Annotated in this window: 28 protein-coding genes; 9 read left to right on the top strand and 19 right to left on the bottom strand. The window is 60.5% G+C overall.

The window, feature by feature from the left end:
- Positions 1 to 13 precede the first annotated feature (13 nt).
- From NKJ21_RS06130 to NKJ21_RS06120, 3 genes are all read left to right on the top strand, one after another.
- Complete coding sequence (locus NKJ21_RS06130; protein ID WP_008804549.1) at positions 14 to 886, top strand: LysR family transcriptional regulator; 873 nt, start codon at positions 14 to 16, stop codon at positions 884 to 886.
- Positions 887 to 977: 91 nt separating this feature from the next.
- Positions 978 to 1,370: a cell envelope integrity TolA C-terminal domain-containing protein gene (locus NKJ21_RS06125; RefSeq protein ID WP_023322775.1), complete on the top strand. Its 393-nt coding sequence runs from the start codon at positions 978 to 980 to the stop codon at positions 1,368 to 1,370.
- A gap of 210 nt (positions 1,371 to 1,580) precedes the next feature.
- Positions 1,581 to 1,922 carry a hypothetical protein gene (locus NKJ21_RS06120; RefSeq protein WP_023322774.1) on the top strand — a complete coding sequence of 114 codons (342 nt, stop codon included), beginning with the start codon at positions 1,581 to 1,583 and terminating at the stop codon, positions 1,920 to 1,922.
- 53 nt (positions 1,923 to 1,975) lie between these two features.
- Here NKJ21_RS06120 and NKJ21_RS06115 read toward each other — a convergent pair whose 3' ends face one another.
- The 6 genes from NKJ21_RS06115 to NKJ21_RS06090 are packed head-to-tail and all read right to left on the bottom strand — an operon-like array spanning position 1,976 to position 7,700.
- Positions 1,976 to 2,746: a 3-hydroxybutyrate dehydrogenase gene (locus tag NKJ21_RS06115; protein ID WP_012967976.1), complete on the bottom strand. Its 771-nt coding sequence runs from the start codon at positions 2,744 to 2,746 to the stop codon at positions 1,976 to 1,978.
- A 23-nt stretch (positions 2,747 to 2,769) separates the two neighbouring features.
- The gene (locus tag NKJ21_RS06110; protein WP_008804551.1) at positions 2,770 to 4,164 is read right to left on the bottom strand and encodes a GntP family permease; all 1,395 of its coding nucleotides are present in this window, start codon (positions 4,162 to 4,164) and stop codon (positions 2,770 to 2,772) included.
- Between the two features lie 44 nt (positions 4,165 to 4,208).
- Entirely contained in the window at positions 4,209 to 5,132 is a 924-nt protein-coding gene (locus NKJ21_RS06105) for a 3-hydroxyacyl-CoA dehydrogenase family protein (protein ID WP_023322773.1), read from the bottom strand.
- An 11-nt stretch (positions 5,133 to 5,143) separates the two neighbouring features.
- The gene (locus NKJ21_RS06100; RefSeq protein ID WP_023322772.1) at positions 5,144 to 6,325 is read right to left on the bottom strand and encodes an acetyl-CoA C-acetyltransferase; all 1,182 of its coding nucleotides are present in this window, start codon (positions 6,323 to 6,325) and stop codon (positions 5,144 to 5,146) included.
- A gap of 9 nt (positions 6,326 to 6,334) precedes the next feature.
- Positions 6,335 to 6,991, bottom strand: coding sequence for a CoA transferase subunit B (locus NKJ21_RS06095; RefSeq protein WP_008804553.1), 657 nt, complete (start codon positions 6,989 to 6,991; stop codon positions 6,335 to 6,337).
- 1 nt (position 6,992) lies between these two features.
- Positions 6,993 to 7,700: a CoA transferase subunit A gene (locus NKJ21_RS06090; protein WP_023297776.1), complete on the bottom strand. Its 708-nt coding sequence runs from the start codon at positions 7,698 to 7,700 to the stop codon at positions 6,993 to 6,995.
- 140 nt (positions 7,701 to 7,840) lie between these two features.
- Between NKJ21_RS06090 and NKJ21_RS06085 the strand changes: the two genes are divergently transcribed.
- Positions 7,841 to 8,731 (top strand): LysR family transcriptional regulator, encoded by an 891-nt coding sequence (locus tag NKJ21_RS06085; RefSeq protein WP_012967981.1) that lies wholly within the window; start codon positions 7,841 to 7,843, stop codon positions 8,729 to 8,731.
- Between the two features lie 48 nt (positions 8,732 to 8,779).
- Here NKJ21_RS06085 and NKJ21_RS06080 read toward each other — a convergent pair whose 3' ends face one another.
- Entirely contained in the window at positions 8,780 to 8,920 is a 141-nt protein-coding gene (locus NKJ21_RS06080; protein WP_002908189.1) for a hypothetical protein, read from the bottom strand.
- Positions 8,921 to 9,210: 290 nt separating this feature from the next.
- Between NKJ21_RS06080 and NKJ21_RS06075 the strand changes: the two genes are divergently transcribed.
- Entirely contained in the window at positions 9,211 to 10,119 is a 909-nt protein-coding gene (locus NKJ21_RS06075; RefSeq protein ID WP_016161239.1) for a DUF535 family protein, read from the top strand.
- An 82-nt stretch (positions 10,120 to 10,201) separates the two neighbouring features.
- Here the strand turns inward: NKJ21_RS06075 and NKJ21_RS06070 are convergent, their stop codons facing one another.
- Both NKJ21_RS06070 and NKJ21_RS06065 read right to left on the bottom strand, forming a co-directional pair.
- The gene (locus tag NKJ21_RS06070; protein WP_008804557.1) at positions 10,202 to 11,419 is read right to left on the bottom strand and encodes an MFS transporter; all 1,218 of its coding nucleotides are present in this window, start codon (positions 11,417 to 11,419) and stop codon (positions 10,202 to 10,204) included.
- Positions 11,420 to 11,596: 177 nt separating this feature from the next.
- Positions 11,597 to 12,058, bottom strand: a complete 462-nt coding sequence (locus NKJ21_RS06065) for a helix-turn-helix domain-containing protein (protein WP_225382678.1) — start codon at positions 12,056 to 12,058, stop codon at positions 11,597 to 11,599.
- Positions 12,059 to 12,118: 60 nt separating this feature from the next.
- Between NKJ21_RS06065 and NKJ21_RS06060 the strand changes: the two genes are divergently transcribed.
- From NKJ21_RS06060 to chrA, 4 genes are all read left to right on the top strand, one after another.
- Complete coding sequence (locus NKJ21_RS06060) at positions 12,119 to 12,367, top strand: tautomerase family protein (RefSeq protein ID WP_004175772.1); 249 nt, start codon at positions 12,119 to 12,121, stop codon at positions 12,365 to 12,367.
- 186 nt (positions 12,368 to 12,553) lie between these two features.
- Positions 12,554 to 13,747: an MFS transporter gene (locus NKJ21_RS06055; protein WP_223861307.1), complete on the top strand. Its 1,194-nt coding sequence runs from the start codon at positions 12,554 to 12,556 to the stop codon at positions 13,745 to 13,747.
- Positions 13,748 to 13,875: 128 nt separating this feature from the next.
- Positions 13,876 to 14,835, top strand: coding sequence for a chromate resistance protein ChrB domain-containing protein (locus NKJ21_RS06050; RefSeq protein WP_023340299.1), 960 nt, complete (start codon positions 13,876 to 13,878; stop codon positions 14,833 to 14,835).
- Positions 14,804 to 16,171 carry a chromate efflux transporter gene (gene chrA, locus NKJ21_RS06045; RefSeq protein WP_117138351.1) on the top strand — a complete coding sequence of 456 codons (1,368 nt, stop codon included), beginning with the start codon at positions 14,804 to 14,806 and terminating at the stop codon, positions 16,169 to 16,171. The genes NKJ21_RS06050 and chrA overlap by 32 nt, the downstream gene beginning before the upstream one ends.
- Before the next feature lie 90 nt (positions 16,172 to 16,261).
- Here the strand turns inward: chrA and NKJ21_RS06040 are convergent, their stop codons facing one another.
- The 10 genes from NKJ21_RS06040 to NKJ21_RS05995 all read right to left on the bottom strand — a co-directional run bounded on the left by NKJ21_RS06040 (position 16,262) and on the right by NKJ21_RS05995 (position 24,604).
- Positions 16,262 to 16,564 carry a hypothetical protein gene (locus NKJ21_RS06040; protein ID WP_051975541.1) on the bottom strand — a complete coding sequence of 101 codons (303 nt, stop codon included), beginning with the start codon at positions 16,562 to 16,564 and terminating at the stop codon, positions 16,262 to 16,264.
- A 32-nt stretch (positions 16,565 to 16,596) separates the two neighbouring features.
- Positions 16,597 to 17,025, bottom strand: coding sequence for a hypothetical protein (locus NKJ21_RS06035; protein WP_023322769.1), 429 nt, complete (start codon positions 17,023 to 17,025; stop codon positions 16,597 to 16,599).
- Position 17,026: 1 nt separating this feature from the next.
- Positions 17,027 to 17,515, bottom strand: a complete 489-nt coding sequence (locus NKJ21_RS06030) for a hypothetical protein (RefSeq protein WP_023322768.1) — start codon at positions 17,513 to 17,515, stop codon at positions 17,027 to 17,029.
- Between the two features lie 383 nt (positions 17,516 to 17,898).
- A complete protein-coding gene (locus NKJ21_RS06025; protein ID WP_023322767.1) occupies positions 17,899 to 19,320 on the bottom strand; it encodes an FAD-binding oxidoreductase in 1,422 nt (473 codons plus the stop codon).
- A 26-nt stretch (positions 19,321 to 19,346) separates the two neighbouring features.
- Positions 19,347 to 20,162 (bottom strand): ABC transporter permease, encoded by an 816-nt coding sequence (locus tag NKJ21_RS06020; protein ID WP_004175779.1) that lies wholly within the window; start codon positions 20,160 to 20,162, stop codon positions 19,347 to 19,349.
- A 1-nt stretch (position 20,163) separates the two neighbouring features.
- Positions 20,164 to 20,994, bottom strand: a complete 831-nt coding sequence (locus NKJ21_RS06015; protein ID WP_004175785.1) for an ABC transporter ATP-binding protein — start codon at positions 20,992 to 20,994, stop codon at positions 20,164 to 20,166.
- Positions 20,991 to 21,974 (bottom strand): ABC transporter substrate-binding protein, encoded by a 984-nt coding sequence (locus tag NKJ21_RS06010; RefSeq protein WP_110235674.1) that lies wholly within the window; start codon positions 21,972 to 21,974, stop codon positions 20,991 to 20,993. Before NKJ21_RS06010 ends, NKJ21_RS06015 begins: the two co-directional genes overlap by 4 nt.
- Positions 21,974 to 22,855, bottom strand: coding sequence for a creatininase family protein (locus tag NKJ21_RS06005; protein ID WP_016161231.1), 882 nt, complete (start codon positions 22,853 to 22,855; stop codon positions 21,974 to 21,976). Before NKJ21_RS06005 ends, NKJ21_RS06010 begins: the two co-directional genes overlap by 1 nt.
- Positions 22,852 to 23,331, bottom strand: coding sequence for a RidA family protein (locus NKJ21_RS06000; protein WP_166715788.1), 480 nt, complete (start codon positions 23,329 to 23,331; stop codon positions 22,852 to 22,854). The genes NKJ21_RS06005 and NKJ21_RS06000 overlap by 4 nt, the downstream gene beginning before the upstream one ends.
- Entirely contained in the window at positions 23,321 to 24,604 is a 1,284-nt protein-coding gene (locus NKJ21_RS05995; protein ID WP_038422672.1) for an amidohydrolase family protein, read from the bottom strand. The genes NKJ21_RS06000 and NKJ21_RS05995 overlap by 11 nt, the downstream gene beginning before the upstream one ends.
- Between the last annotated feature and the right edge of the window lie 7 nt (positions 24,605 to 24,611).

The raw sequence follows: 24,611 nt of genomic DNA, 5'->3' as shown, positions 1-24,611 counted from the left end.
AGACGTTTTCGATATGGAACTTCGTTATCTTCGTTATTTTGTCGCCGTCGCCAGGACGCGGCACTTCACCCAGGCCGCCAAGGAACTGGGTATTTCACAACCTCCGTTAAGTCAGCAAATTCAGCGACTTGAGCGCGAGGTGGGGACCCCGCTGTTTCGGCGTTTAACCCGCGGGGTGGAGCTGACGGAAGCGGGAGAGTCGTTCTATGAGGATGCCCGCCAGATCCTCGCCATGAGCGATGCGGCGCTGGAGAAGGCCAAGGGCATTGCGCGCGGGATGAACGGCAGCCTGTCGCTAGGCATTACCAGTTCTGATGCTTTCCATCCGCAAATCTTCACGTTGCTGCACCGCTTTCAGCTCGACCACCCCGGGGTGACCCTGCACCAGATGGAAGACAATATGGCCAATCTGATGACCGCCCTGAGCGAGGCCGAGCTGGATATCGCCTTCGTCCGTCTGCCGTGCGAGAGCAGTAAAGCCTTTAATCTGCGGATTATTGATGAGGAGCCGATGGTCATCGCGCTGCCGCGCGATAACCCGCTGGCGACGCAGCCGACCCTGGCCCTGGAGCAGCTGTGCGACGTGGCGCCGATCCTCTTCCCGCGGGAGGTGGCCCCCGGGCTGTATGAGCTGGTGTACAACAGCTGCCTGCGCGCCGGGATCGACATGGAGCGTGCCTGGCAGTCGTCGCAGATTTCGTCGTCGCTAAGCATGGTCAATGCCGGGTTCGGCTTCGCGCTGGTTCCGCAGTCGATGACCTGCATTCAGCAGCCGAACGTCAGCTATCACCCGCTTAGCGGGGCGCCGCTGAAGACCGATATCGCCATCGCCTGGCGGCGCTTCGAGCGCTCACGCACGGTGAAACGCTTTCTGGCGATGTTTTAATTGTCACCCCTGATAATTGGCAGGCCGCATGCTTTCGCTTTCACGTTACAGTTAGGCGGTCTTTCAGTGCTTGTACAAACAGGGAAGAGTTATGAAAAAAAGAGTGATGCCGGTGATGTTGCTTGCGGTGCTTAGCGGCTGCGCACCGCTGCACCCGTCCGATTGCCATAAAACCTCGGCCCTCGGCAGCTGTAGCTCCGGACGTTTTAGCGACGAGGATGAATATGGGCAGCAGGCAAGGGCGATTAAAAACGCGCTGGAGGCCCAGCTTGCCGATCGATATGCGTGGCACGGGAAAAAGTGCCGTCTGCATCTTGAGTTTGCCCGCGATGGTAAACTGAAAAAAATCGACGCCGTCGAGGGAAATAAAGCATACTGCGCCGCGCTACGCGAAGCGGCAGCGCGGGCGACCTTCCCGGCATTTACCAGTCAGCAAGTCTATGATGCCTTTGCCCGGTCACGTTTTAATATGCAGGGAGACTAGATTGAGAAAAGTCTTTTTTGGTTAACTAACTCATAATTTTTCGAGAGAAAGGAGGGATAATATTAATATATAACTGTATTGTGCTTTTTATTGTTTTCAATAGTAGGTTATTGTATTCGTTGATTAAATTAATGCTTTTAAGCATTTCAGGAAATAGAAATTGAATTTCACAGGGTTAAATCATTTGCTGCCTTAAACAAGGAGTGGTCAGTGAATAAAATTAATTTACAGGTGTGGTCAACATTCAGACTTTACGGCAAAATTTGCGAAAATTGCTCCGGCGCAATGGCACTGTGTTTGTTGCAAGCGCTGGCAATGTTGGGTTGTCTCAGCAACCGTGGTGTGGGTGGGGCATATTACTGGCTATTAACGTTTATAGCTGTTTTAGCCACCGTTGGTTTCCTGGGGTCTCTCATTAGTATTGGTAACACCATCTATTTCTATACCAGAGACCGGAAAATTGAGTGTTATATCATTTATGCTGTTTTTTATCCTGTGGTGATTGGCGTGTTGATCACTGCAGCTGCCACCTTGAAGTCAATTAGCGGTTAGTCAGCCTGGCGCTGCAGTAACAGGGGAGCCATTACCTGACTCCCCGAGTTCGTCTACTGCGCCACCCAGCCGCCATCCATATTCCACGCGGCGCCGCGCACCTGGACAGCGGCATCGCTGCACAGAAACAGCGCCATTTCGCCCAGTTGCTGCGGGGTGACAAACTCCCCGGAGGGCTGTTTTTCCGCCAGCAGCTGGGCGCTGGCCTGCTCCGGGTCGACCCCCTCGGCGATGCGCTTATCGATCTGCTGCTGCACCAGCGGGGTCAGCACCCAGCCCGGGCAGATGGCATTGCAGGTGATGCCGCTGCGCGCGGTTTCCAGGGCCACGGTTTTGGTCAGCCCGACCACCGCGTGCTTGGCGGCGACGTAGGCCGATTTCTCTTTCGACGCCACCAGGCCATGCACTGAGGCTATGTTGATGATGCGCCCCCAGTTGCGCTGGCGCATGCCCGGCAGCGCCAGGCGGGTGGTGTGGAAGACGCTGGAGAGATTGATCGCGATGATGTCGTTCCATTTGTCCACCGGGAACTGCTCCACCGGGGCGACGTGCTGGATGCCGGCGTTATTGATCACGATATCGACGCCGCCGAAGGTGCTTTCGGCATAGTGCATCATCGCCTCGATCTGCCCGACGTCGCGCAGGTCGGCGTCGTGATAGCCGGGGATCTTACCCAGCGCGGCGACTTCAGCCCGGGCGTGGCTGCTGTCGCCGAAGCCATTGAGGATCACCTGCGCGCCCGCCTGAGCCAGCACTTTGGCGATCCCTAAACCGATGCCGCTGGTGGAGCCGGTGACCAGCGCCGTTTTACCGTGCAAATTCATTTTATTACTCCTTCAATCGGGTATCAGACAATGCCGGTCACATAGAACGTGGCAATGACAAACAGTACCGCGAGGCTTTTGATCACCGTGATGGCGAAAATACCGCCGTAGGCCTGGCGATGGCTCAGGCCGGTGATCGCCAGCAGAGTGATCACCGCCCCGTTATGCGGTAGGGTGTCCATGCCGCCGCTGGCCATGGCGGCGACACGGTGCAGGACCTCGAGCGGAATATTGGCGGCGTGGGCGGCGGCGACAAAGGTCTCGGACATCGCCGCCAGCGCGATGCTCATCCCCCCGGAGGCCGAGCCGGTGATCCCGGCCAGCACCGTGACGCTGATCGCCTCGTTTAACAGCGGATTGGGAATGGCCGCGAGGGCTTTCGACAGCACCAGGAAACCCGGCAGGGCGGCGATAACTGCGCCGAATCCGTACTCAGAGGCGGTGTTCATCGCCGCGAGAATAGCCCCGCCCACCGCCGTTCGGCTCCCCTCCGCCAGCCGGCCGCGGATATTGCGATAGCCGCAGACCAGCACCAGCACAATGCCGGAGAGCAGCGCCGCCTGCACCGCCCAGATAGCGGTGATTTTCCCTACTTCGGTGACGACAGGCTTTGCCAGACCCGGCAGGGTGAGCTCATGGCTGGCGCCGTACCACTGCGGGATCCAGTGGGTGAACAGCAGATTCAGCACCCCCACTAACAGCAACGGGGCGATAGCGATCAGCGGATGCGGCAGATCGATGTCATCCGGGGTCTCCGGCTCATTTTGCAGGTCGGTCCCATAGCCTTCGCCGCGAGCCTGCGCTTTGCGGCGCTGACGCTCCAGCCACAGCAAGCCAAAAATGATAATGAACAGCGAGCCGATAAGCCCCAGCCAGGGGGCCGCCCAGGCGTTGGTGCCGAAGAAACTGGTGGGGATAATATTCTGGATCTGCGGCGTGCCGGGCAGGGCGTCCATGGTAAACGAGAATGCCCCGAGGGCGACGGTGGCCGGAATCAGCCGTTTGGGGATCCCGCTCTGGCGAAACAGTTCGGCGGCGAAGGGGTAGACGGCAAAAGCCACCACAAACAGCGACACCCCGCCGTAGGTCAGCAGGGCGCACACCAGCACGATCACCGGGATCGCGTGGCGGCGTCCGAGGATGCGGATGGCGGCGGCGACAATCGACCGCGAGAATCCCGACAGCTCAATCAGCTTGCCGAACACGGCGCCCAGCAGAAACACCGGGAAATAGAGCTTCACAAAGCCGACCATTTTTTCCATAAACAGGCCGGTAAAGGCCGGGCCGACCGCGCCCGGGTCGGTGACCAGCACCGCGCCGAGGGCGGCGATCGGCGCAAAGAGGATCACGCTGTATCCACGGTAGGCCGCCAGCATCAGTAACGCCAGTGCGGCCAGGGCAATTATCACACTCATCACGACGTCTCACTCTCATTGTTATTGTAGGGGTACAGAACGCGATACTAGGGCTTCAGGGCGTAGCGAAGCTGATGTTCCCGGCGCGACTGGATGCGCTGTTGCCGCGCCTCATCCCAGCGGTAAAAGCCTTGTCCACTGCGGGCGCCGGTGTCGCCTCGCGCCACCTTCTCCGCCACCAGCGACATCATCTCGCTCCCGCTGGCCAGCTCCGGCAGCAGGTGCTGGCAGATATCCTGGACCGTCGCCAGCCCGGTCATGTCCGCTGCCTCCAGCGGGCCGACCATCGCATAGCGGCGGCCCAGCGAGGCGCGCATCACCTGGTCCACTACCTCGGCAGAGGCAATGCCGCTGTGGACGATATGCAGCGCTTCGCGCAGCAGGGCGAACTGCAGCCGGTTGCCGACAAAGCCCGGCGCGGCGCGATTGAGCACCACCGCTTCCAGCGCGCAGGCGGCGCAAAAGTCGCTCACCTGGCGCGCCAGATGGGGCAGTGTGGCGCTCCCGGGCACCACTTCCACCAGCGGGATCAGGTGCGGCGGATGCCAGAAATGGGCGATCAGCAGCCGTTCAGGGTGGCGCATGCCCTGCGCCAGCGAGTCCGGCGGCAGGCCGCTGGTGTTGCTGGCGATAATCGCCTCGTCGGCGATCAGCGTTTCCAGTTCGGCATACAGGGCGTGCTTCAGTGGTAGCCGCTCGGGGATCGCTTCTATCAGCAGCGTGGTGTCGGCCAGGGTATTCAGCGCCGGGGTGGGGGTCAGACGGGCCAGCACGGCGTCGCGGTCGGCGGGATCCTGCTGGCCGCTCGCCTCCAGCTCGCGCAGGATGGCGCTGGCCACCGCCGGAACCTCGGCGAGACGCTGCGGGTCGGTGTCATACAGGCGGACGACGTGACCGTGACGGGCGAAATGGCAGGCGATGCCGACGCCCATCAGTCCCGCGCCGAGTACCGCCAGGCGTGGTGTAAACATAGTGGCTCCTGTTAACGTTGTAGAGTCATGGCGATGCCCTGGCCGCCGCCGACGCACAGGGTTGCCAACCCTTTGCTGGCGCCCCGGCGCTGCATCTCATGCACCAGGCTGACGAGGATCCGGCAGCCGGAGGCGCCGATGGGATGGCCAAGGGCGATGGCGCCGCCGTTGACGTTGACCTTCTCGCTATCCCACTCAAGCAGCTGACCGACGGCCAGCGCCTGGACGGCAAAAGCCTCGTTAGCTTCGATAAGATCCACCTCGTCCAGCGTCCAGCCGGCGCGCTGCAGCGCTTTACGGCAGGCGCTCACCGGGCCGATGCCCATCACCGATGGGTCGACCCCGGCGACCGCTGAGCTGACAATGCGCGCCAGCACCGGTAGCCCGAGCTCGTGCGCTTTATCGACGCGCATCAGCAGGACCGCCGCGGCGCCATCGTTCAGCGACGAGGCGTTTCCGGCAGTGACGCTGCCGTCAGCGGGACGAAACGCCGGGCGCAGCTGGGCCAGCTGCTGCTCGCTGGTCTCCGGGCGCGGTTGCTCGTCGTCAGTCACGACACGCGGCGGCTTTTTGCCCTGCGGGACGCTGACCGGGACGATCTCCTCGCGAAAGCGTCCGGCGGCGATGGCGGCCGCCGCTTTGCGCTGGGACCCGGCGGCAAAGGCATCCTGGCGCTCACGGCTGATGTCGAAGGCATCAGCCAGATTCTCGGCGGTAATGCCCATGTGGTAGTCGTTAAAGGCGTCCCACAGGCCGTCCAGAATCATGCTGTCCTGCAGGCTGGCGTGGCCGAAACGCAGGCCGTCGCGGGCGCCGTGCATCAGATAGGGGGCATTGCTCATGCTCTCCTGGCCGCCGGCGATGACGATCTCGGCGTCGCCGCAGCGGATCGCCTGCACCGCCTGCTGAACCGCTTTCAGCCCGGAGCCGCACACCAGATTGACGGTGACCGCCGGGGTGTCGATCGGCAAGCCAGCCCGCAGCGCGGTCTGGCGCGCCGGGTTCTGCCCGCAGCCTGCGGTGAGCACCTGGCCGAAAATCAGTTCGTCGACCGCCGCGGCGGGCAGCTGGCCGCGTTCAAGCAGGCTGCGCACCACCGCCGCGCCGAGGTCGACGGCGGAAAGAGGGGCGAAGGCGCCGCGAAAGCTGCCGACCGGAGTGCGTACTGCAGCAACAATGGCAATATCGGTCATGGTCTCTCCTTAGCTGAAGCGCATTTCGCGCACATCGTCGGCCACGATCAGTCGTCCCGCCGTTTTACGCATCACCTCGTCGGGGCTCACTCCCGGGGCCACTTCGCGCAGGACAAACGTGCCGTCGACAATGTCCAGCAGGGCCAGATCGGTGAGCACCCGGCGAATACAGCCCACGCCGGTGAGCGGCAGGGTGCACTGCGGCAGCAGTTTGGATTCGCCGTTTTTTGAGGCGTGGGTCATCACCACGATGATGTTCTGCGCGCCGGCTACCAGGTCCATGGCGCCGCCCATCCCCTTGACCATTTTTCCAGGGATCATCCATGAGGCGATGTTGCCCGCGACGTCGACCTCAAAGGCGCCAAGAACGGTCAGGTCAACGTGGCCGCCGCGGATCATGGCGAACGACTGAGCGGAGTCGAAGATGGCCGCCCCGGTTTGCGCGGTGACGGTCTGCTTGCCGGCGTTAATCATGTCGGCGTCGATCGTGGCTTCGTCTGGAAATTCGCCCATCCCCAGCAGGCCGTTCTCCGACTGGAGCATCACCTCAATACCGGCGGGAATGTAATTGGCCACCAGCGTCGGGATACCGATCCCGAGGTTGACGTAGTCGCCGTCGCGCAGCTCTTGGGCGACGCGCATCGCCATTTGTTCACGGGTCAGCATCTCACTTCCCTCCGGCGCGCAGGGTGCGCTGTTCAATACGTTTTTCGAATTGCCCGACGATCAGCCGGTCGACATAGATCCCCGGGGTGTGGATGGCGGAGGGCGGCAGTTCGCCCGGCGGTACAATCTCTTCCACCTCCACCACCGTAATACGCCCGGCGGTGGCCATCAGCGGGTTGAAATTCTGCGCGGTATGGCGATATACCACATTGCCGTACCAGTCGGCTTTCCAGCCTTTGACCAGCGCGAAATCGCCGCGGATCGCCTCTTCAAGGATGTAGTGCCTGCCGGCGAACTGGCGAACCTCTTTGCCTTCGGCGACCGGGGTGCCATACCCGGTGGCGGTGTAAAAACCGGGGATCCCGGCGCCGCCGGCGCGAATTTTTTCGGCCAGCGTTCCCTGAGGAGTGAGCTCAACCGCCAGCTCGCCGCTCAGCACCAGCTGTTCAAACAGCGCGTTCTCCCCGACGTAAGAGGCCACCACCTTGCTGATCTGGCGTGACTCCAGCAGCATACCGAGACCGAAGCCGTCGACGCCGCAGTTATTGGAGACCACCGTCAGCCCCTGCACCTGGCGACGCTGCACCTCGGCGATCAAGTTCTCGGGAATGCCGCACAGGCCGAAACCGCCGGCGAGCAGCGTCATGCCGTCCGTTAACCCTTCCAGCGCCGCTTCATAGCTGGCGACGCGTTTATCCAGTCCTGCCATCTTGTCTCTCCTGCCTTGCGATAGCCTTATCATTGGCGCTGGAGACTGATTTGATAATTTTGAATTTGTGACCCACTCATTTGGAATTTTAATTAATTTCCTGTTAACTAATTTTTTTCAATTAGTTAACAGGAAGAAAAATGAGAATGAGTGTCAAACAGTTACGCGCGTTTTTAGCGGTAGCTCACACTCTGAATTTCGCCCACGCCAGCGAAAGGCTCAATTTGTCGCAGCCAGCCCTCAGTTTGACCATCAAAGGGTTAGAGGAGGCGCTGGGCGGCGCGCTGCTGCAGCGCAGCACCCGCAAAGTGACCCTTACCCAGGAGGGGGAACTCTTTCTGCCGATGGCCCGTCAGCTGTTGGCCGACTGGGATAACGTCGAGGAGGCCATGCGTCAGAGCTTTACCCTGCAACGGGGTAAAATTTCGGTGGCCGCGATGCCGTCGTTTGCGGCCAACGTCCTGCCGGAGGCGCTGAAGGCCTTTCGCGACCGCTATGCCGGCGTGAACGTCACGGTGCATGATGTGATTAATGAGCAGGTGATCGAGATGGTGCGCGAGGGGCGAGTGGAGATGGGTATTGCCTTCGAGCCATCGCCCACCCACAACCTGCTGTTTACCCCGCTGGCGGTGGACCGCTTCGTGGCGATCGTTCCCCGGCAATCCCCGCTGGCGAAGAAAAAGCAGCTCACCTGGCAGGAGCTGTTGACCCTCGATTTTATTACCCTGCAGCGTCCCTCGGCGGTACGCCTGATGCTGGAGGAGGCGCTGGCGCGCAGCGGTCGCCAGTTGGACGTAGCGCTGGAGAGTCACCAGCTGGTGACGGTGGGGAGAATGGTGGCCAGCGGCCTGGGGGGCAGCGCGGTACCGGCGCTGTGTAAAACGCAGATGACGTCCCTGGGGGCCGTCTGCATCCCGCTCAGCGATCCGCCGATTGAGAAGTGCGTCGGCGCGATCCATGCCGGGCATATGCCGCTGTCGAAGGCGGCGCAGGCGCTGCTGGATACGCTGAAAGGTTTCTTGCCGGCCTGAGCAGGCGGGAGGGGCAAAAAAAAACCGGCCTGCTGGCCGGTTTGACAATCAGATTTTGCAGGCGTCGCCGCAATCGTCATCGGCAACGATCGCCTGCGCTTTTTTGTCCGCTTCTTCCAGACGCTCCGCGTTGCGTTCTTCTGCTTCATCCAGGCCGCTGAAGACCAGGTTGTCGAGATCAATTTCCATAAGTTACCTATCGTTGCTGGTTTTTAATCAGCGTCAAGTATAGGGCAAAACCGCCAGCGGATGTAGCCGCTCTCCGCGCCGAACGCACAGAGCGTTAAGTCGCGGGGCGGCAGGCTTTCCCTACTATAAATAACCGTTGACAGGCGGGAGTTGGCTTTATTAATCACCATACAGAATGATTTCCTGTGTATATATTAAATGAAAGGACAACGAAGGAGTAATTAAGCGTTGACGAAAAGCTTTTATGTTAATATGGCCGCGATTATGGATGAATCTATGGATCTTAATCAATGGAACATACTGTTGCAGGCGCCATCAAAGAATGGCGTAAACATAATAAAGTGATCGGTCAGGTCAAAATAAACTATAAAAAAGTTTTACGAAAATGCAGAGAGCTCTCGCTCGCAGGAGGTAAATACAGAGAATATCAAGAACTTTGTGCAAAATATCAGTGTGCGCGGTTGACCGCCGTGACCAAAGGGCTGGTGCCTTTTGAGGATAAACCGTTTAAAGCGTATCTCAATAAACGGCTGTCAAAACGACGCAAGCTGGATATTGCCCACGGTTCACTGAATTTTATTGAGAAAACGTTTCACCCTGATGTCCTGCCGCAGCTGTACAATGTGGCAGATTTTGGTCGCGCGATGTTCTCTATTCCTTTGAAAAATGGCGATAATCTTGACGTTAAACTGTTGGCGTCGCCGTTTCAGGAGGAGGGCGAGCTGATGCTGCAGCTGTTTCTCGGTGACCGGCGCGTCTATAGCGTCTGTTTTTCCTGTACCGACGATGGCCGCGCCTATATTGGCGGCATCCAGGGCGGAAAAGATATCACCAATGACGAAGTGAAGGTGCTGACTAAAGAGCTGCATGGCGCGCGGCCGAAAAATATCATCATGAGCGTGCTGTATGGTTTCCTGCGTTATTTCAGCATCACCACGGTCTACGCGATCGATTCCGATTACCACGTGAAAAGCGATCTGGTGAAAGCCAGTTATTCATCGCTGTGGCTGGAAATGGGTGGTGAGAAACAGGCTCGCGGCTGGTATAAATTACCGGCGCAAGAGATCAAAAAAAGTATTGAAGAGGTGAAAAGTAAGCACCGGAGCCAGTTTATTAAGCGCGAAGGTGTCAAGGATCTGATTCAGATAGATATGGCGAACGCCCTGCAGCACATTACGTTGCAAGCACGGGTGAATTAACGCCTCTCATACGCCAGCCGGGCTGCAGGGGGCTGCTACCCGGCTGGCGATTTCCTCTCTCCCCAGGTCGCTGTGCCGTAGGTTACTGCCCGCTCTCGCCGATTGGCGGTGACGCGGAGACGGTGAGCAGCGGAGCGCTGCGCCACCATACCATCAGGGCGACAATCGCGATAACGCTCAGCACGCCGAAGGCGGTGGCATAGGAGTAGTGCCCGGCGATAGACCCGGTTAACGCCGGACTCATTGCCGCCCCGGCGCCCTGCATCAGCATCACCACGCTCTGTCCAGCGTTAACGTGCCCGCTGCCGCGCAGCAGCGAGACGATAAAGCTGGGCACCGCCACCCCCAAAATCCCTGCCGCCAGGCCATCAAGAATTTGCACCGGGACCATCATCGCCGGGGCGTCGCTGGACGCCGCCAGCGCCGCCCGGATGGGCATGATCAGCAGCGCCAGCAGGATGCATCGCCAGTAACCGTATTTGTCGATGCTGCCGGCGACCCGGATGGCCACCGGGATCATCACCACCTGCGAAATAATCACCGTGGCGGCGGCAAACAGTCCGGGATTGAGGTGTCCCGGCGCGGCGGCGATCCGCATGCTCAGCATCGGCAACAGCGCGGCATTGGCGAGATGGAACAGCATCAGGGTTACGCCGGCGATCAGCAGCGGCGTATGGCGGAACAGGATGGCAAACCCCGGCAGGGAGGGCGTGGATGCCGCTTCGATGCCGCGGGCGGCGTCATCGTCGATATCGCCGCCGCGGATCGCCAGCAGGGCGACCAGGGTAAGCAGCGTGGTACAGGCCATCAGAATGAAAATGCCGCCGATGCCCCAGTACCAGGCGATAGCCCCGGCCATTAGCGCGGTGAAGAAATTCCCCGCGTGGTTGAAGGCTTCGTTTTTCCCCATCTGGGCGCTAAAGCCGCGCTGTCTGGCAAGACCGAGGGTAATCCCGGCGATCAGCGGTCCGACAAAGGCCGCGCAGATGCCGCTGGCGACTTGCGAGAGGGCGACCACGCTGGTCTTCTGACTAAACCAGAGCAGCAGGGTGGTGAGGGTGATCACCAGGCAGACCCCGGCCAGCAGCAAGCGCTTATGCCGCGAGCTGTCGGTGATGAAGCCGGCGGGCAGGGTCGCCAGCAGGCCGGCGATACCGCCGACGGACATCAGCAGGCCAATGTCCTCCGCCTGCCAGTGACGCTGGGTGAGAAAGATCCCCAGAAACGGGCCGAGGCCGTCGCGCACGTCGGCAATAAAAAAGCTGGTCAGACATAAAGCCCGCAGAGAACGAAGCGACATTTTCTACCTTTAGCATGCGCGATCTGCGCGTCGGAATGGTCACCGGATACCTTCATCCTTTATCGCACCGTTCGATGAAACAAAAATGTCCCGCGCTCGTCGGGTACCGTGGCTATGCAACATACCCGCTTGCGGCGGCTTTCGCCAGAGGCGTACGAAAGTTCTGTAGCGGCGCTATTAGCGTTCGTCTGCCTTGACGATCTGCAGCGCGGCGGGGCTCGCCACGGTGCCGCGGGCAGTAATAAACCCCGGATGGACAGCCTCGCCGCTGGCGCTGTCCACCAATGCTATATGCGGCGCACTGTGCAGCACGTGCTGATGGCCCCATTCCATCAGGGCGAACAGCACCAGCGCCAGGCTACGGCTTTTATCAGTCAGAACATATTCATACCGTTCGCGGGAGCCGGCTTCCCGGTAGGGCACTTTGCTGAGCAATCCCGTTTCGGTCATGGTTTTTAACCGGGTGGTGAGCGTCTGGCGGGTAATATGGGTGTGCGACAGCATCGTTTCAAAGCGCGTCACGCCGTAAAACGCCTCGCGGAGGATCAACAGCACCCAGCGGTCGCCGAGGATTTTCGCCCCTTCCGCCAGGCCGCACAGCGCCGGGTCGAGGTAGGGCAGTGATTTATTTTTTGACATCGCGAGATTGACCTTCTACTCTGAGTTTGAATTTTAGACCTAGATGCTAAGGAGAATAGCGTGCCATTTGTTAACGTGCAAACCATTAAAGGGATCATGACCGCGGAACAGAAAAGTGAGCTGCTGCGACGGATGACCGATCTGCTGGTGGAGATTGAGGGGCAGGGCGATCCGCAGTTCCGTCAGTCCGTCTGGATCCGCATTGACGAACATGACCCGGAGCAGTGGAGTCTGGGCGGCGTCCAGCCGACGGCCGCAATGATCGCGGCGAAATTTGCCGCCGCGCGGCGCGACGGATCCCCGGAATAAAACGGGCGGCGAAGCCCGGCCCGGCGATCTGACGCAGAAGAGGGGCCAGATCGCCGGGTAATATTGCGATTCGCTATGGTGCAAAAGCGTATTTTGCGGCTAAGGTAACGGTCAGGGAACCCAACAAACAGGGCGCGATGCCAGACGGCCAGCCTGGCGCCACTCTCAAACCGGTGAAAACAACGGATGTCTACAGAACACATGCTGCCGCTGGCGGTGCAGAACAAAAATATCCTTCGCCTGGCTGCCGCTCAGGCGCTGGCCGGCGCCAACTCGGTGGTCTTCTACGCTACCGGCGCGATAGTGGGTAACGCGATTGCCCCCAGCCCGTCGCTGGCCACGCTGCCGATCACCCTGTTTGTGCTGGGGATGGCGGCCTCCATTCTGCCTTTCGGCGCGCTGGCGCGAACGCGGGGCCGTAAAGCGGCGTTCAGGCTCGGCACCGGCGCCGGGATGGTGACCGGACTGGCGGCCGCCCTGGCGGTAGTGCTGAATTCTTTTCTGCTGTTTTGTCTCGCCGCGATGCTTGGCGGCGCCTATGCCGCCGTGGCGCTCAGTTTTCGTTTTGCCGCCACCGACGGCGTCGCCCCGGCGCGTCGCGCCCGTGCGCTGTCGCTGGTGATGGGCGGCGGTGTGGCCGCCGGGATCATTGGCCCGATGCTGGTCACCGGCACCATGCACCTCTGGCCGGCACATATCTTCGCCGTCACCTTCCTCGCTCAGGCGCTGGTTGCAGTGCTGGCCGCCTTTTTGTTGAGAGGGGTGACGCCGGCGGAGCCCACCGCGGCCAGCGTGCGCGGAGGGCGGCCGCTGCGCGAGATTGTCCGCCAGCCGGGTTTTGCCACCACGGTATTCAGCGGCGCGGTGGCCTATATGGTGATGAATTTTCTGATGACCGCCGCGCCGCTCTCCATGCATATGCACGGTCTTTCCCAGCAGGCCGCCAACCTTGGGATCCAGTGGCATGTGATGGCGATGTACGGCCCGGGATTTTTCACCGGCCGGCTGATCCAGCGCTTCGGCGCAGTGCGAATGGCGGCGGCGGGATTGCTGATCACCGCCGCGTCGGTGGCGGTCGGCCTGAGCGGTCTCGGCGTGTATCATTACTGGTTGTCGCTGATTTTGCTCGGCATCGGCTGGAACTTTGGCTTCACCGGCGCCTCGGCGAAAATCATCGATTTCCACCGCCCGGAAGAGAAGACCCAGGTTCAGTCGCTCAACGATTTTCTGGTCTTCGGCGTGATGATCGTGGGGTCGTTTTCGTCCGGGGTTCTGCTCAACGCCTTCGGCTGGAACGCCGTGCTGTGGGGCTCCCTGGTCCCGGTTGCGGTGGCGTTGTTGACCCTGCTGCTGCGCCCCTTATCCCCACCCCGCGCTTAGCGCGTGGCCTGCCGCTGCGCAGGCCGTCTTTTGCTTTTTTCAGCTATGCATTGCTGAAATTCATCTGACTCCTTGCGCGTAAAAACGTCACAGACGCTACATGCTGTAGTAATCTCTACAACATGACAATGCATCTCTTGATCCTTAACCTGACAACGTCTCAAGCCACGCTGCGCATGCGTGTCTGGCGAACCCTGAAGCAGAGCGGGGCAGCGGTCCTGCGCGATGGGGTCTATCTGCTGCCCGACGTGCGCCAGGGCTATGACACTTTCCTCAGCACCTGCCAGGCGATCCGCGCGGAAGGGGGGACCGGGTATGTTTTCACGATTGAGGCGGCGGAAGAAGAGGCGCTCAGGCCGCTATTCGATCGTCGTGAACAGTACGACGCGCTGTTGCAGGATCTGCAGGCGCTGCAGGGGACGTTATCCAACGACGAACTGGCGGCTCAGCTCAAACAACTGCGTAAAATTCAGCGTGACTACCGGCGGATCGAGGCCATTGATTTCTTTCCGGGGGCCGCCCGGGAGCAAGCCGCTGAGCGACTGGCCACTATCGAGCAGGTCATTAATCAGCGGCTATCGCCGAACGAGCCGCAGTCGGTGGCGGGCGAACTGAGCCTGCTGGACAGAGGCGCCTTTCGCGGCCGGCTGTGGGCCACCCGCCGACGCCCGTGGGTCGATCGTCTGGCCAGCGCCTGGCTTATCCGGCGCTTTATTGACGACGAGGCGCGGTTCCTGTGGCTGGCCGCGCCCGAGACCTGTCCGGCGACGGCGGTCGGTTTTGATTTTGACGGCGCGCCATTCAGCCATGTCGGCACGCTGGTGACCTTCGAAGTACTGGTCCGGCGTTTTGCGCTGGACGCGGTGATCCCCGACAGTCTGGGACGGTTGATCCACTTCCTGGACGTCGGTGGGGTACCGACCCCGGAGGCGGCGGGGGTAGAAAGCATTCTTGCAGGGCTGCGGGAAACCATTACGGACGATGACCAACTGCTGGCGGCAGCTTGCTCGCTGTTCGACGGCTTACTGAGGTCCTGTGAAATGAGGTCTGGCAATCATGAGCAAAACGGTCGTTCTTCCGCAGAGTGACAGTCCTTCCGTCGTCGCTTCCGTCTCCTTCTGGCAGGCATTTCGCTTTTGGCTCAAGCTTGGCTTCATCAGCTTCGGCGGGCCTGCCGGGCAGATCGCCATGATGCACCAGGAGCTGGTGGATAACCGACGCTGGATATCGGAAGGGCGATTCCTGCATGCGCTCAATTTTTGTATGGTCCTGCCCGGCCCGGAGGCCCAGCAGCTGGCGACCTATATCGGCTGGCTGATGCATAAAACCTGGGGAGGCGTCATCGCCGGGGTGCTGTTTATTTTGCCCTCGCTGGTGTTACTCATCGCCCTGGCGTGGATCTACCTCGTCTGGGGGGATGTCGCCGTGGTGGCGGGGATCTTTTATGGCATCAAACCCGCCGTAGCGGCGATAGTATTGCAGGCGGCGCACCGCATCGGCTCGCGGGCGCTGAAAAATGGCGCCTACTGGGCCATCGCCGCCGCTGCCTTTGTCGCTATTTTTGCGCTGAACGTTCCTTTTCCGCTGATCGTCCTCGCCGCGGCACTGGTGGGTTTTATCGGCGGACGGTTGGCGCCGACGATATTCGGCAAAGCGGACGCCCACCGTGCGCAGAGTCACCCTGGCGGAGCCGCCATCATTGATGACACGACGCCGATTCCGGCCCATGCCATTTTCAGCTGGCGGCGCACCTCACGGGTGCTGATCGCCGGAATGCTGCTGTGGCTGGTGCCGATGGCCGCCCTGACGCTAATGCTGGGCTGGGCGCATCCGCTGACCCAGATGAGCTGGTTCTTTACCAAAGCCGCGCTGATGACCTTTGGCGGGGCATATGCCGTCTTACCTTATGTTTACCAGGGGGCGGTGACCCACTATGGCTGGCTGACGGCAGGGCAGATGATGGACGGCCTCGCTCTTGGGGAATCGACCCCCGGACCGTTGATCATGGTGGTGACCTTTGTCGGGTTTGTCGGCGGCTACACCAAAGCAGTGTTGGGCGTCGATGATGTGCTGCTGGGGGGCATCGCGGCGGCGTGCCTGGTGACATGGTTTACCTTTTTGCCCTCGTTCATCTTTATTCTCGCCGGCGGGCCGTTTATTGAAACGACCCATAATAAGGTGGGATTTACCGCGCCGTTGACCGCCATCACTGCCGCGGTGGTGGGCGTTATCCTGAATCTGGCGCTGTTTTTTATCTGGCATAGCGTCTGGGGACCGTCCGGTTTCGACCCGTGGTCCGCAGCCATAGCCCTGGGCGCCGCCGGGCTGCTGTTTCGTTATAAGTGGAAGCTGACCTGGGTACTGGCCGCCGCCGCCGCAGTAGGGCTTATCGTCCATATGGCGGGACTGTCCGGCGCAGGATAAGGTCGGCGTTGGGCTGAGAGAAACGTGGACAGATGGGGGATTGGGGAGGGAGGCCAGTGCCTGAGCAGGCCCTGGCCGGATGGGTGGCAATTATTTATCTACGGGAGGCTCCTCCGCGAGATGCAGTTGACAATATTGCTCAACGCCCGCCTTTAGCATGTTAATAATCACCAGCAGTGTGGGTAAGTAAGGCACCAGTTTAACTAACAGCGAACTGATGGGTTCATCAATAATCAGTGCCAGCAGGGTATCCACTTTCTTTTTCCATGTTTTGTTATATTCCACACAAAAATTTTTAATATCGGCCGGCTGCGTTGAACGGGCAATCTGTTCGAGTTCTTCAATGGCGTTGAGTGCCGCTTTTATTTTCTCAATGTCGATTTGTTGAGTCATATTCGCCTCACGGTAATCGGAAAAAAACTGGATCATTCTTTATGTGGATTAAATAACAGCCACGGTAAGGTGTAATCGTACAGCGCTTTCACCGGCACCACGGATAAGTGGAAATGTTTATCGTGCGGGCTGACGCCATGGTAATCCCGCCATACCCAAGGCTGGACAGAAGCGCTAATGATCCGTTTGTTCCAGATAATATATTTAATTCGTTTGTCTTTGCTGGCGACCAACGCATCGACAATCGCCTGAGCATCACATTTATTTTGAGGATCGTGGGTAATATCGATAGCCGTTACCACACCAATATTTCCATCTATCACCTGCGGATTATGATCCGAGTTGGTGTGGGCATGATGTTCATCACCAATGGTGCCATCGCTGTCCGTGTTGCGATGCGGAGCATATTGATTAATCTGATCTCTGAGTATCAGCAGACTCTTTGCGACACGCCATACCATGTTATTTACCCTCCGGATTGAAACAGGGGTTTGAGCTGACCGGCTCTGCGCCATGAACCACGTCCTGATAAACCGGAGAAGGGGGGGCAGGATCGGCTACTGCATCCGCTACTGGGTCTGCTTTCACGCTGCTGACTTGTTGCTTTTTCAGGTTTTTCACTTGCAACAGATAATTAAGAATGACGTTCCAGAACGCCGATCCGCCGCTTGCCATCAGGCCAATACATAATGTCATCAGGTCCGGATGTTTAATGGCCGAGAAACTGCCGGCGACGAATGGTTGGGTCAAAAACGCCGTCACAATACCGGCAACCACCGCTAATATCTGCAGGGCAGATTTGCGTCGTCCTTCGATGACCGGATCCTGATTTTCCAGATTAAGCCAGGGAAAATACCCTTTGATTATCTCTACCAGTCTTTCCGAGGCGATACTGATGGCGATCAGCATCGTAATGATGTTTTCAAGTTGCGAAGAAATGGCATCGCTCATATTATCCTCACTATTGCTGTGTTGAATAAAAATAATTTACAACGTTTTTATCATGTGCTTAATTCATAGGGCAAATTTATGTCGACTCATTTTACGGTCATTTTTGTCGTTCAGGCCGGTAATCGGCAAGTTGTAATAAAATGACAGCGCGTAATAAATAATCCGCCAGAGCGTGTTCGGAATAACTATTTAATTCGACACGAAAACTGAACCGTGGAATTAACCCGTGATAATAAATTCATCGTCGCTTTTTTGATGAGTATAACGGAGGAAACAGAGACGCCACTCATTCATATGAATGAGTGGCGTAAAAAAACTCGCCGCGCGGGCAGGAGGAAGAGAAGCGGGCCAGCGACCGGTTAGCGCGCCCCGGAATGGGGCGATCAGGTCGTGGGGGTTTCGCGGGTGGCCAGCGCCAGCGGGTTGCTGTCCAGTTCCAGCTGGTCGCGCAGCGCCCAGCCGCGCAGCTTGCCGGGGTTAAGCAATCCCGCCGGGTCGAGAGACTGTTTCACCGCCACGACGTCGGGGCGAATCACGCCCTGTTTGCCGTCCTCAACCTGCAGCACGTGGGGGTTGTTAATCTTGACGTCGTTGTCGCGAAATATCTGCATGATGGCGTTGAGCCGCGCGGGCGTGGTATAGCGCACCAACTGCAGACCGCTGGCGGTGAGATTGCCCTCGATATCACGCAGGAATTCAATATGGGAAATCACCTCCCCGGCGAAGTGCTGCTCCATCTGTAAAATTTGCTGCGGATAGCGCAGCGGATCAAACGCCGTCTGGAGATAAGTCAGCGTATTGTCCACCTTGAGCGCATGCAGGGTGGTGTGGTTCCAGCAGTATTCCATTAACGCGGCGTTTTGCGTCCGGGCCTCGTCGCTGGCCTGACGGATGGCGTTGCTCCCGCGATGGCGCTGTAACAGGCTGGCGCAGAGTCCTTCGCTCTCCTCGGCGATCAGGCTGATAACCGCATGCTGCCCGGTGCGGTAACGATCCTTGAGGTGGCTAAAGTAGTCGGCGATCGGCGTGGCCAGCAGCGCGACCTGACGTTTTACCAGCCCCGGCGAACGGACGCAGGCGTTGGCATAGTTCAGCGCATCGGCGAAATCGTCAAACACGTCCAGGCGTTCAATCCACTGGTGCACGGGCGCCAGCGCCAGCTCAACCTCCAGGATAATGCCGTTGGTGCCGTAGGCGTGATGCAGCAGCAGCGCTTCGGGAGCCGGGATGGTCAGCACGCGGGGGACCGGCTCGACGGTCATCACTTTGACGCTGAGCACATTGCCGGGCGCCGCCAGCGGCCCATAGTTGATGGAGCCGATGCCGCCGAACCCGCCGCCGTAGAGGCCGCCCAGGCTCGCCAGTCGGTAGGTCGACGGCATGCAGCGCAGCTCCCATCCCGTTGGGCGGGCGGCGGTTTCGATGTCTGCCAGACGAATGCCGGCCTGGGCGCGCACCGTGCCGTTGCCGAGGGCGACGATCTGGTTGAGTCCGGTCATATCGACCAGCAGCCCGCCTTCGAGGGGGACCAGTTGGCCATAGTTGCCGGTGGCGCTGCCGCGCAGCGTCAGCGGCAGCTGGTGCTGCGCGCAGGCGGCGACCAGCTGGCGCAGCTCCTCTTCGTCGCGTGGGCGAACCACCGCGTCCGCCTGTTTCCCCGCCAGTTGCTCAGTGAGTACCGGACTGAACCAGTGAAAATCGCGGGAAAGCCGTTTGATCTTCGCCGGCTGTAAGGTCCACTCCAGCGTCGGGAGTGCCTGCTGGATCGCCGCGACCGCGTGTTGACGCTGCTCATCAGTCATCATTTTTCTTCCTGTTCGTCAGCAAAACATTAATGAGATTGCACGGCTTCGCTTTCATGCCAGGCGCTGAGCGCCCGGCGCGAAACCCAGGACATCACGCCAAACAGCGCGATCCCGGCGAGAGAGATCAGCAGCAGCGCGGCAAACATCAGCGGGATATCCAGCTGGTAGCCAGCCTGCAGGATCTGATAGGCCAGACCAGTATTGGTCCCGCCGGTCCCGGCGACAAACTCTGCCACCACCGCGCCAATCAGCGACAGCCCACTGGAAATACGCAGCGCGCCGAAGAAATAGGGCAGCGCCGAGGGGATACGCAGCCGCACCAGCGTTTGCCAGCGGCTGGCGTGATTGAGGCGAAAATAGCTCAGCAGGCCGGGGGAGACGCTGCGCAGTCCCTGAGTGGTATTGGAGATGATGGGAAACACCGCCATCAGGGTGGCGCATACCACCAGCGAGAGCGTGGCATCCTTCACCCAGATGATGATCAGTGGGGCGATGGCGACAATCGGCGTCACCTGCAAAAACACGATGTAGGGAAACAGGGCGGTTTCCACAAAGCGGTTCTGCACCAGGATAAACGCCACCGCGGCGCCAATGACAATCGACAGCAGAAACGAGATCAGGGTGATCTTGAGGGTGAACAGCAGCGCCAGCAGCAGCGGCGTGAGATGCGTCCACAGGCTTTCCAGCATCACCAGCGGCGACGGCACCAGAAAGGCCGGGATGCGAAAATAGCTCACCGCGCCCTGCCACAGGAGCACCACCGCCACCGCGACGAGGGTCGGATAGAGAATTTTGAGAAAACGCGGATGCTGGACCCACGGCGTTGAGGTTGTGTTTTTCATATTATGACTCCATACCGGACTGGCTGGCCTGCAACAGACTGTCCTGCAGCTGACGGGCATACAGGGAAAAGGCCGGACTGACGCGGAACGCCTCGCTGCGCGGGAACGGCTCCCGGATGGCGATATCTTCGACCACCCGTCCGGGACGGGCCGCCATCATGATCACCCGCTGGGAGAGAAACACCGCTTCGTGGATCGAGTGGGTGACGAACACCACCGTCAGGTTCTGCTCCTGCCAGAGACGCAGCAGGTCGCTGTCGAGTTTGTTACGCGTAATTTCATCGAGCGCGCCGAAGGGCTCATCCATCAGCAGCAGCTTTGGCCGGGTGACCAGGCCGCGGGCGATGGAGACGCGCATTTGCATGCCGCCGGAGAGTTCGCGCGGCAGGACGTCGGCGAATTTGCCCAGCCCCACCAGTTCAAGGACTTCACTCACCCGGGTATTACCTTCCGCGCGCGGCACGCCGGCCAGATCCAGCGGCAGCCTGACGTTATTGCGCACGCTGCTCCACGGCATCAGGGTGGCTTCCTGGAAGACGAACGAGAGCGGATGCTGGGCTTTCTCCCGGCTATCGCGCCGCCACAGCATCAGCTTGCCGTCGCTGGGCTCCACCAGGCCGGCGACCATCTTCAGCAGCGTACTCTTCCCGCAGCCGGACGGGCCGAGCAGGGTAATAAACTCCCCCTGATTGATGGTCAGGTTGACGGGCAGCAGCGCCCGGGTGCCGTTGCTGTAGATCTTCTCCGCCGACAGCACCTCGATGGCCGGGGTGGCAGAGGCGGGCGTAAAGCGGGTGTCGCTCATCACGGTCAGTTTCGGGGCGGTATTCATGGCATCACTCCGGCGTCTTTGACCATCTCCAGGGTGTAAGTCTGCTCAAACGGCACCTTGCTGGCGTCGATCAGTTTGTTTTTCACCAGCATGTCCCAGGTTTTCTTCAGCCGCGGCTCGGTGATGATGCCGATGCCGCCGGTCTTGGCATCGCCGCCGGTCACCAGCTGGTACTGCTTCATCTGGGCAATACCAAAGGCGATCTGCTCGGCGCTCATTTGCGGATTTGCTTTACCGATCAGGTTGTTGCCGGGGGCGGGATCCTGCAGGTAGCTTTTCCAGCCCTCCATGGAGGCTTTGACGAAGGCTGCCACCGCCGCCGGACGTTTGCGGATGGTGTCGGCCATACAGATAATCGAGTTGCCGTAGGGCGGGTAGCCCCAGTCGCTGAGCGGATAGACATAGAACGGCTGCCCGCCTTTGGCGACGGAGAACGGCTCGGAGGTCACGTAGCCCTGCTGCACCAGATTTTTATCGGCGAGGAACGGCTGGACGTTAAAGGTATAGGGGCGCACTTTGCTGCCAGCCAGACCCAGCTCGCTCTTCGCCCACGGCCAGAAAGAGGTATAGGCCTCGGTGGCGAGCAGGAAGGTTTTGTCTTTAAGCTCCGCCGGGTTCTCCACTTTGTTATGAGTGATAAACACCGTCGGCGAGTGCTGGAACACGGTAGCGACGGTCACCGCATGCACCCCGGCCTGCCAGGTCTCCAGCGCCTGACCGTTGTCGCCAAGGGTACAATCCGCCTGACCGGCAGCCATCAACTGCATGACGTTGATCTGCGGGCCGCCCATTTTAATCTCGACATCGAGACCGGCGTGCTGATACAGCCCGGTGGCCTGGGCCTGGTAAAACCCGCCGTGCTCGGCCTGGGCATACCAGTTGGTGAGAAACGTAAACTTCTCCGCCGCGAAGCAGGAGGCTGAGGTCGCGAGGGCGGCCACGGTCAGCAGGGTAAAAACGAGCGTCGGTCTGGTATTCATCATGGCTCCTTGGATTCAGCAGCGAAAGAGGGGGGTAGGGACTGCACAAAGCCGTGCCAGTGCTGTTTGCCCCAGGTCGGTTCGTGACGTTCGACCCAGGCCATGCGGTGGATCTCGATGATCGCTTGCGCCCAGCTGGCGGCGAGGGAGTCGAGAAGCCCTTCGCCTTGCTCCCGCGTCGCCGGGGTCGGGTCGCCAATCACCCCGCTGGGGCCAAAGTCATACGACGCCCACGCCGCCGCCGGGCGGCCTTTCGACAGGGTCGGGCAGGGGAATTCCGGCGGGAAGTTGGCGACCGCCCGCTCCATATGAACGCACTCCGGGGCCAGCGCCAGCATCAGCGCCGTTTCGCTATGTCCGGCGTGCATCGCCATCCGCTGTTCATGCGGGCTGAGAAACTGTTTTTCGCAGTTGGGTACGTTGAACACATCGTGCGGGATGGCGATGAAATCCCCGTGGCGCAGGCGCATTTCCCGGCAGGCGATTTGCAGGATCTGCGGCTGGCCGCCGTGGCCGTTGATCATCAGCAGCTTGCGAAAACCGGCCCGATAGAGGGATTCGGCGATCTCCAGCAGGGTATGCAGCAGCGTATCGCCGCTGAGGGTCAGGGTGCCGGGAAAATGCAGATGCTCCTCGGACTTACCGTAGACGATCGGCGGGATGGCGTAGGCCGGGATCGCCGCCGGCAGCCGGGCGAGGGCATGGCCCGCCACGCCGGAAGATATCACGCTGTCCACCGAGCAGGGCAGATGCGGGCCGTGCTGTTCGATCGCCCCGGTGGGGAGGACGATAACCGTATTGCTTTTATCCGGCAGGGCGGCCACGTCCGTCCAGCTCAGGAAAGGGAGAAAGCGCGCTGCAGGAATGTAACCGTTAATCATCGCGGTGCCTCGGAGTGAATTGGCTGGGGTAACCAGACGGTCGCTTCAACTTCAATCAATACCGTGGCGTCGGGCAGCATTTCGCTGACCTGGACCACGGTGGAAACGGGCGGCTGGTCGGGATAAAACAGCTTTCTGACCCGGCTGTAATAGGGAAAATGGTCAAGGTTGCGAAAGTACTGCACCAGCTTGATAACGTCGCTCATCTGCCCTCCTGCGGACGCCACGGTGTGGCGGATGCTTTCCAGGACGTACCAGCTCTGGGCGAGGATCGGGCCCTGTTTCGCATCGGTCGAAAATTCGCCGGTCGCCCCCAGCAGCTCCCGCACCGGCTCAGGCACATCCTGAAAGCCGTTGACGATGGTGCCGGTCAGGGGATTGACCGGAATAATGCCGGAGAGAAAGATAAAATCGCCGGCTCTGCGCCAGGCGGCATACCGCGCCAGCGGCACCCCCGCGCCTGCTTCAAGACTCATGTGCCATCTCCTCTTGCCACACGCGCCGGTGGGTTAACCTGCCGTGGTTAACCACCAGACGGGCGGCGCTGTTTAAAGGCCAGGTAAAACGGTCGCTACCCGGGAAAATCACCACGCTGGCCGCCGCGCCGATGGCAAAGGGCGCCGCGTCTGCCGGCGAACCGGTTAGCGCCGCGCGATCGCAGATCAGCCGCGACTGCCGGTCGAACAGGTCGCTGAGCTGAGCGCTGAACAGGCCGCAGGCCAGGGTGTCCAGCGGGTCGTAGCTCCCCGCCGGGCAGAAGGCATCCTGTACGTTGTCGCAGCCGAGCAGGGTGGCCACGCCGGCGGCCTGCGCCTCGTGCAGCAGCGTGATCCCCCGCTGGCGCGGCGTGCGACCGAACGTCGCATCCTGCAGCAGCAGGTTGGTCATCGGCAGAGCGATAAGGGTGACGCCGTGCGCCGCCAGCTGGCGCAGGATCGGCGCCGCCTGTTCGTCGCTGCCGGCGGCCAGCGCGCAGCCGTGGCTGCAGCAGATATGCCCGGGAAAAGGGTGGCGGGAGAGATGGTCCGCCAGCCAGGTCAGCCCCTGAGACACTTCGCTGAGCTCCTCATCAATATGCAAATCCAGATCCAGATCCCAGCGGGCCGCGCTATCCAGCAGGTTTGCCATGGCGGCGGCGTCCCAGTTGGAGGAGTGGATGAAGCCGCCCAGCAGGCAGCCCTCCCCGCTGGTGGCGACCGTTCGGGCAATGGCCCCGGCGTCCGCCGGATCGCGAAACAGGGTCAGCGGGACCAGCGCCACCCGCTCCAGGGTGATGCCGACGGTATCGAGGCGGGCGATCTCCTGCCAGGCGTCCGGTGCGTCGGCGGTAAACCAGTCGATATGGCTACGCAAATGGGTCACACCATTTGCTGCCGCCCGGGCCAGCGCGGCGGACGCCCGACGTTGAATATCCGCCCTGGTCCAGTGCTGGCGATCCTCGTGCATGGCGTGGATCGCCGCCAGCAGCCCGGCCTGCGCCGGACGGCAGCGTTCAATGGTAAAGGTTTTGTCCAGATGGGCATGGGGTTCCACCAGGCCGGGGAGCGTCAACGCCCCCGCCAGGTCCCACAGGCCGGGAGCCGGCTCGACGGACGGCGTCACGGCGGCGATCCGTCCATCGCGAAAGGCCAGGTCCGCCAGCTGCGGTTCACCGTTGGCCTGCGTCGGCCAGCCGTCGGGCAGCGCCCAGGCCGGGAGTCGGGCGCGGCTGATACCGGCGAGCTGTGCGGAAGAGGAGGGGAAGGTCATCGTCAGT

Source organism: Klebsiella sp. SWET4, assembly GCF_024296565.1.
Classification (GTDB): Bacteria; Pseudomonadota; Gammaproteobacteria; order Enterobacterales; family Enterobacteriaceae; genus Klebsiella; species Klebsiella variicola.
Note: the sequence above shows the minus strand (reverse complement) of the source record. Positions and strands in the feature narration are given on the sequence as shown.